Origin of the sequence: Mesorhizobium ciceri WSM4083 (assembly GCF_000519305.1) — a bacterium.
GTDB classification, from domain to species: Bacteria; Pseudomonadota; Alphaproteobacteria; order Rhizobiales; family Rhizobiaceae; genus Mesorhizobium; species Mesorhizobium ciceri_B.
Window position 1 is genome coordinate 20,764 of the sequence record NZ_JAFG01000024.1, and the last position, 6,348, is coordinate 27,111.

Annotated in this window: 7 protein-coding genes; 5 read left to right on the forward strand and 2 right to left on the reverse strand. The window is 61.8% G+C overall.

Features of this window, described 5'->3' with window-relative positions; genetic code table 11:
• The first annotated feature begins 30 nt into the window (after nucleotides 1–30).
• Nucleotides 31–696, forward strand: a complete 666-nt coding sequence (locus MESCI2_RS0124705; protein WP_027038856.1) for an O-methyltransferase — start codon at nucleotides 31–33, stop codon at nucleotides 694–696.
• 292 nt (nucleotides 697–988) lie between these two features.
• Here MESCI2_RS0124705 and MESCI2_RS0124710 read toward each other — a convergent pair whose 3' ends face one another.
• Complete coding sequence (locus MESCI2_RS0124710; RefSeq protein ID WP_027038857.1) at nucleotides 989–1,915, reverse strand: Gfo/Idh/MocA family protein; 927 nt, start codon at nucleotides 1,913–1,915, stop codon at nucleotides 989–991.
• A 184-nt stretch (nucleotides 1,916–2,099) separates the two neighbouring features.
• The gene (locus tag MESCI2_RS0124715; protein WP_027038858.1) at nucleotides 2,100–2,381 is read right to left on the reverse strand and encodes a transcriptional regulator; all 282 of its coding nucleotides are present in this window, start codon (nucleotides 2,379–2,381) and stop codon (nucleotides 2,100–2,102) included.
• Nucleotides 2,382–2,878: 497 nt separating this feature from the next.
• On the opposite strand from MESCI2_RS0124715, the gene rpsL reads away from it, so the two are divergent.
• The 4 genes from rpsL to MESCI2_RS01000000135460 all read left to right on the forward strand — a co-directional run.
• A complete protein-coding gene (gene rpsL, locus MESCI2_RS0124720; protein ID WP_006333356.1) occupies nucleotides 2,879–3,250 on the forward strand; it encodes a 30S ribosomal protein S12 in 372 nt (123 codons plus the stop codon).
• A 60-nt stretch (nucleotides 3,251–3,310) separates the two neighbouring features.
• Nucleotides 3,311–3,781 carry a 30S ribosomal protein S7 gene (gene rpsG / locus MESCI2_RS0124725; RefSeq protein WP_008875664.1) on the forward strand — a complete coding sequence of 157 codons (471 nt, stop codon included), beginning with the start codon at nucleotides 3,311–3,313 and terminating at the stop codon, nucleotides 3,779–3,781.
• A 29-nt stretch (nucleotides 3,782–3,810) separates the two neighbouring features.
• Nucleotides 3,811–5,901 carry an elongation factor G gene (gene fusA, locus MESCI2_RS0124730; RefSeq protein WP_023762913.1) on the forward strand — a complete coding sequence of 697 codons (2,091 nt, stop codon included), beginning with the start codon at nucleotides 3,811–3,813 and terminating at the stop codon, nucleotides 5,899–5,901.
• Nucleotides 5,902–6,000: 99 nt separating this feature from the next.
• The coding region (locus tag MESCI2_RS01000000135460) for a GTP-binding protein (protein ID WP_032901324.1) at nucleotides 6,001–6,348 on the forward strand (348 nt) is incomplete at its 3' end.

A 6,348-nucleotide genomic window follows, 5' to 3' on the forward strand; every position in this document is an offset into this window, starting at 1 on the left:
AGGTCCTCGATTGGATCGGAGAAGAAAACGATGAGCAAAAGAAGCTGGGCGGCAGTCGACGACTACATCGTCGGTTCCCTGTTTGAGGCGGACCCCGTGCTTGATGCCGTTCTGGCGGCCAACCACGACCAGGGCCTGCCGGCGATCGACGTGTCGCCGGCGCAGGGCAAGCTGCTTTCACTTCTTGCGCGGATGCGGGGAGCCAAGAAGATTCTCGAAATCGGCACGCTGGGCGGCTATTCGACCATCTGGATGGCGCGCGCACTGCCTGCCGACGGCAAGATCGTGACGCTTGAACTCGATCCGCATCACGCCAGCGTCGCGCGATCGAATTTCGAGCGGGCAGGCGTCTCGGAGCGGGTGGAACTGAGGGTCGGTCCGGCGCTTCAGTCGTTTGCAGCACTCGGCGCCGAGAATGCCGGGCCATTCGACTTCATCTTCATCGATGCCGACAAGCCGAACAATCCGAATTATCTGTCCTGGGCCATGCGGTTGTCGCGGCCCGGAACGGTCATCGTCTGCGACAACGTCATACGCGACGGTGATGTGGTGAATGAAGATGGCCACGACGCCAATGTCGAAGGCGCACGCGCCGCATTCTCGTTCATCGGCAGCGAGAAGCGTCTGGACGGCACCGCCATCCAGACCGTCGGCGCCAAGGGCTATGATGGGTTTGCCATAGCGATCGTGGAGTGAGACCACACCATAATTGTCTGAATGACGCTGGTATCAGACCAACTCGGTCAGCGGCTGTTCGTTTGTCGACCGGCTTCCCCCAATCCGTCGCTGCTTCGCAGCGCCACCTTCCCCCTCCGGAGGGAAAGGAAAGGAGCGTTGCTGGACGAGCGCTGACGGCAAAAAGCTTGGCGCCTTTCCTCTACCCCGTCGATCGGGGGAGAGGTGGCTCGGCGAAGCCGAGACGGAGTGGGGGTCGACCTGGCACCAGCGCGCATTCACGCCAGGTCCGCGATCCCGTCGCGTGCACAAATCAGTCGAAAAAAGCCTCGACCACGTTGCGCTTGCCGAGCATGAACGCGTCGGCGACATGCTGCAGCGGCGCGAGATCGACATCGGAGGTGCCGGCGCGGACGATCTCGGCGAAGCGCTTGTAGAGCATCGGGTACTCGGCCTCCGGCTCGTCATGAACCACTTTGCCGTCGATAGCGAGCTTGGAGCCGCCGCTCGACAGCACCATGGCGCCCTTGTCGGTGTCGGCCAGGATGTCCCAGCTTTGCGGGCCTGTCTGCAGCCAGTCGAGGTCCATCGTCACCGGCAAGCCATTCGAGGTGCGGAAGGTGACGCGCGCGGCAACCGGAGATGCGCGGTTTTCGGGAAAATCCAGCACCGCCGAGGTGATGAACATCGCCGGCAGGATATGGGTGGCAATCGACAGCGCGTTGATGCCGGGATCGAAGACGCCGAAACCGCCGGGGGCCCAGATCCACTCCTGGTTCGGGTGCCAGCGGCGCACGTCTTCCTTCCAGTTGATGGCGGCCGACCTGATCTTGGCCGTGTCGAGAAATGCGCGCGCCGCCTCGACCGCCGGCGCATAGCGCGAGTGCCAGCTGGCAAACAGCGAGACGCCGTTCTGCGCGGCCAATGTCTTGAGGTCCTCGACCTCGCTGACAGTGGCGCCTGGCGGCTTCTCCAGGAAGACATGCCTCTTGGCCATCAGCGCCGTCCGCGCCGCATCGTAGCGGAACTGCGGCGGCATGCAGAACGAGACGGCCTCGAGTTCGGGCACCGCGTCGAGCATGGCTTCGATGTCAGGAAAATTCGCGATGTCATCCACCTTGCCGTGACGGCTGGCGGCCGCGATGAGGCGATAGTTTTGGTCCTTCGCCAGGGCCGGCAGATGCTGATCGCGGACGATCTTGCCGACGCCGACGATGCCTATCTTGATGGGCTGGGACACGGCCGCTCCGTCTGTTGGATGATGATGAGCGCTTCTTATCAGAACACTTCGCCCGGGCAAGCCGAAGCCGAGCGGCCAAGCTCAGCCTTCCTCGAGCGGCAGTGCACATTTTTGTCGGCTGGGAAGGCCTCGGTCGCCGATTCGTCTCGGTAGTCGATTCGAAAGCTGGACCGGGAGTTCGGGGTCAGATCGGCACGTCGAAGGTAACGATCGACACTTCGCCTTCGAGCGCGCCCTGGAAGGCGGAGATATGCGGCTCTTCGTCGGGGATGCCGTCCATATCGCCGATTTGGTCGAGCTCGGCCTCGGCGTACCCTTCGGCGGCAAGCGATTCGAGTGCCCGGCGCACCGCCGAATCGTCGTCGGGCGCGACCAGCATGACGTGGACGCCTTCCGGTTTGCCGCCTTTTTTCTTCCACACCCGGCCGGTGATGATGGTGACCGGGCGTTCATCGTTGTCGTTCACGGGCCGATTCCTCTTGGCAGCGGGTGGGCGGGCGAGGGGGTTTTGACTGCTCATGCGGCCTTTTCGCATGAAGCAAGGCCGCGCAACAGCGCAAAGCCATTCACTTTGCCTGAAGGCTTGTCACTTTCTTCCTCGCTCTTGCAAAAATGCGAAAGAAAATTACATGCGGTTTTCGCATGGCTGCCAAGCCTTGGTCGGCGCGCAATATTTGGTGCTCCGGGCTTGACGGTCCGCGGTCTTACGAGTAGAAGCCGCCCAGTCAGAACCGATGTGAGGCTCTCCCTTCCGAAGCGACACGCTTTGGAGTTTGCCTCAAACAGGGTTCGTTTTACGAGCGAAAAGACATTTCCGGCGTGCACGAAGCGGCTTCCGCTTCCTCTGCCTTTTGTTCGGGCAAGACCGCGAGGCGCGGTTTATGGCCCGAATTTGCGTATGGAAATGACGCTTTGAGCGGCCCTGACCGGGCGAGACACGGAATTGAGAGACAAGAGGGTTTAATGCCTACCGTCAACCAGCTGATCCGCAAGCCGCGCATTGCGCCGGTGAAGCGCAACAAGGTCCCGGCCATGCAGCAGAACCCGCAGAAGCGGGGCGTCTGCACGCGCGTCTATACAACGACGCCGAAGAAGCCGAACTCGGCGCTGCGCAAGGTGGCCAAGATCCGCCTGACCAATGGTTTTGAAGTGATCGGGTACATCCCCGGCGAAGGCCACAACCTTCAGGAACACTCCGTGGTGATGATCCGCGGCGGCCGCGTCAAGGATCTTCCGGGCGTTCGCTACCACATCATCCGCGGCGTGCTCGACACGCAGGGTGTGAAGAACCGCAAGCAGCGCCGTTCGAAGTACGGCGCCAAGCGTCCGAAGTAAGATTTTCCGGCCTTGGCGCTCCTTGAGTGCGTCGGGCTATGAGATTGAGAGACAAAAGCCATGTCGCGTCGTCACAGTGCAGAAAAGCGTGAGATCAATCCGGACCCGAAGTTCGGCGATCTGATCGTCACCAAGTTCATGAACGCCGTCATGTATGACGGGAAGAAGTCGGTCGCCGAGACCATCGTCTACGGCGCGCTCGACCAGGTTCAGTCGAAGACCAAGCAGGAGCCGGTCACGGTCTTCCATCAGGCGCTCGACAATGTCGCGCCGCATGTGGAAGTGCGTTCGCGTCGTGTCGGCGGCGCCACCTACCAGGTTCCGGTCGATGTGCGCCCCGAGCGCCGTCAGGCATTGGCGATTCGCTGGCTGATCGCAGCGGCCCGCAACCGCAACGAGACCACGATGGTCGACCGCCTCTCCGGCGAGCTGATGGACGCGGCCAACAACCGCGGCACGGCTGTCAAGAAGCGTGAAGACACCCACAAGATGGCTGAAGCCAACCGCGCTTTCGCGCACTACCGCTGGTAAAGCGCGAACGAGACTGAGAGGCAGCTACGATGGCCCGCGAATACAAAATCGAAGACTACCGCAATTTCGGTATCATGGCGCATATTGACGCCGGCAAGACGACGACCACCGAGCGCGTCCTCTACTACACGGGCAAGTCGCACAAGATCGGCGAAGTCCACGACGGTGCTGCCACCATGGATTGGATGGAGCAGGAGCAGGAGCGCGGCATCACGATCACGTCCGCCGCGACCACGACCTTCTGGAAGGCTCGTGACGGCAAGATGCACCGCTTCAACATCATCGACACCCCCGGCCACGTCGACTTCACCATCGAAGTCGAGCGTTCGCTGCGCGTACTCGACGGCGCCATCGCGCTGCTCGATGCCAATGCCGGCGTTGAGCCGCAGACCGAGACCGTCTGGCGCCAGGCCGACAAGTATCGCGTTCCGCGCATGATCTTCTGCAACAAGATGGACAAGATCGGCGCCGACTTCTACCGCTCGGTCGAGATGATCGGCTCGCGCCTCGGTGCGCATGCCGTCGTCATGCAGCTGCCGATTGGCGCCGAGACCGAGTTCAAGGGCGTTGTCGACCTCGTCGAGATGAACGCGCTGGTCTGGCGCGACGAGACGCTGGGCGCTGCCTGGGATGTCGTTGAGATCCCGGATGACCTCAAGGCTCGTGCCGAAGAATACCGCGAGAAGATGATCGAGGCCGCCGTCGAAATGGACGAGACGGCGCTTGAGAATTACCTCGAAGGCAAGATGCCGTCGAATGACGAGATCCGCGCGCTGATCCGCAAGGGCACCATCGCGGTCAAGTTCTACCCGATGTTCTGTGGCTCGGCCTTCAAGAACAAGGGCGTGCAGCCGCTGCTCGACGCCGTCGTCGAATATCTGCCGTCGCCGGCCGATGTTCCCGCCATCAAGGGCGTCGATGCCAAGACCGACGCCGAGATCGAGCGTCATGCCGACGACAACGAGCCTCTGTCGATGCTCGCCTTCAAGATCATGAACGACCCGTTCGTCGGTTCGCTGACCTTTGCCCGCATCTATTCGGGCAAGCTCACCAAGGGCATCTCGGTCGACAACACCGTGAAGGGCAAGAAAGAGCGCATTGGCCGCATGCTGCAGATGCATGCGAACTCGCGCGCCGACGTCGAAGAGGCTTTTGCCGGCGACATCGTTGCTCTTGCCGGTCTCAAGGACACGACCACCGGCGATACGCTGAGCGATCCGCTGCATCCGGTCATCCTCGAGCGCATGGAATTCCCCGATCCGGTCATCCAGATCGCCATCGAGCCGAAGACCAAGAACGATCAGGAAAAGATGGGCCTCGCCCTTCACCGCCTGGCCGCCGAAGATCCGTCCTTCCGCGTCAAGACCGACGAGGAAAGCGGCCAGACCATCATTTCCGGCATGGGCGAACTTCACCTCGACATCATCGTCGACCGTATGCGTCGCGAGTTCAAGGTCGAGGCCAATGTCGGCGCACCGCAGGTGGCTTATCGCGAGACGATCACCCGCAGGCACGAGCAGGACTACACGCACAAGAAGCAGACCGGCGGTACCGGTCAGTTCGCTCGCGTCAAGATCGTCTTCGAGCCGAACCCGGACAGCAGCGAGTTCGAATTCGAGACCAAGATCGTCGGCGGCGCCGTGCCGAAGGAATACATCCCGGGTGTCGAAAAGGGCATCAACAGCGTCATGACCTCGGGTCCGTTCGCGGGCTTCCCGATGATCGGCGTCAAGGCGACCCTCATCGACGGCGCTTACCACGATGTCGACTCCAGCGTCCTGGCCTTCGAAATCGCCGGCCGCGCCTGCTTCCGTGAAGCCGCACCCAAGCTTGGCGTGCAGCTGCTGGAGCCGATCATGAAGGTCGAAGTTGTGACGCCGGAAGACTACGTCGGCAGCGTCATCGGCGATCTGAACGGTCGTCGTGGCCAGATCCAAGGTCAGGAAGCGCGCGGCGTGGCCGTTGTCATCAACGCGATGGTGCCGCTCGCCAACATGTTCAAGTATGTCGACAACCTGCGCTCGATGAGCCAGGGCCGTGCGGCCTACACGATGCAGTTCGATCACTACGAGCCGGTTCCGACCGCAGTGGCCCAGGAAGTCCAGAAGAAATACGCGTAAGGGTTCCTTAGCCACCGACGTCGCGTCCCTTGCGCGGTGCCGGATCTGAAGAGCGAATAACAATTTCCCCCAAGCGGGTAGAATAGACGGAGAACGATTATGGCCAAAGGTAAATTCGAGCGTAACAAGCCTCACGTGAACATCGGCACGATTGGCCACGTCGACCATGGCAAGACGTCGCTGACGGCGGCGATCACCAAGTATTTTGGCGAATACAAGCGCTACGACCAGATCGACGCCGCCCCTGAAGAAAAGGCGCGCGGCATCACGATCTCGACGGCGCANGTCGAATANGAGACGGCCAACCGCCACTACGCTCACGTCGACTGCCCCGGCCACGCCGACTATGTGAAGAACATGATCACCGGTGCCGCGCAGATGGACGGCGCGATCCTGGTCGTGTCGGCCGCCGACGGCCCGATGCCGCAGACCCGCGAGCACATCCTG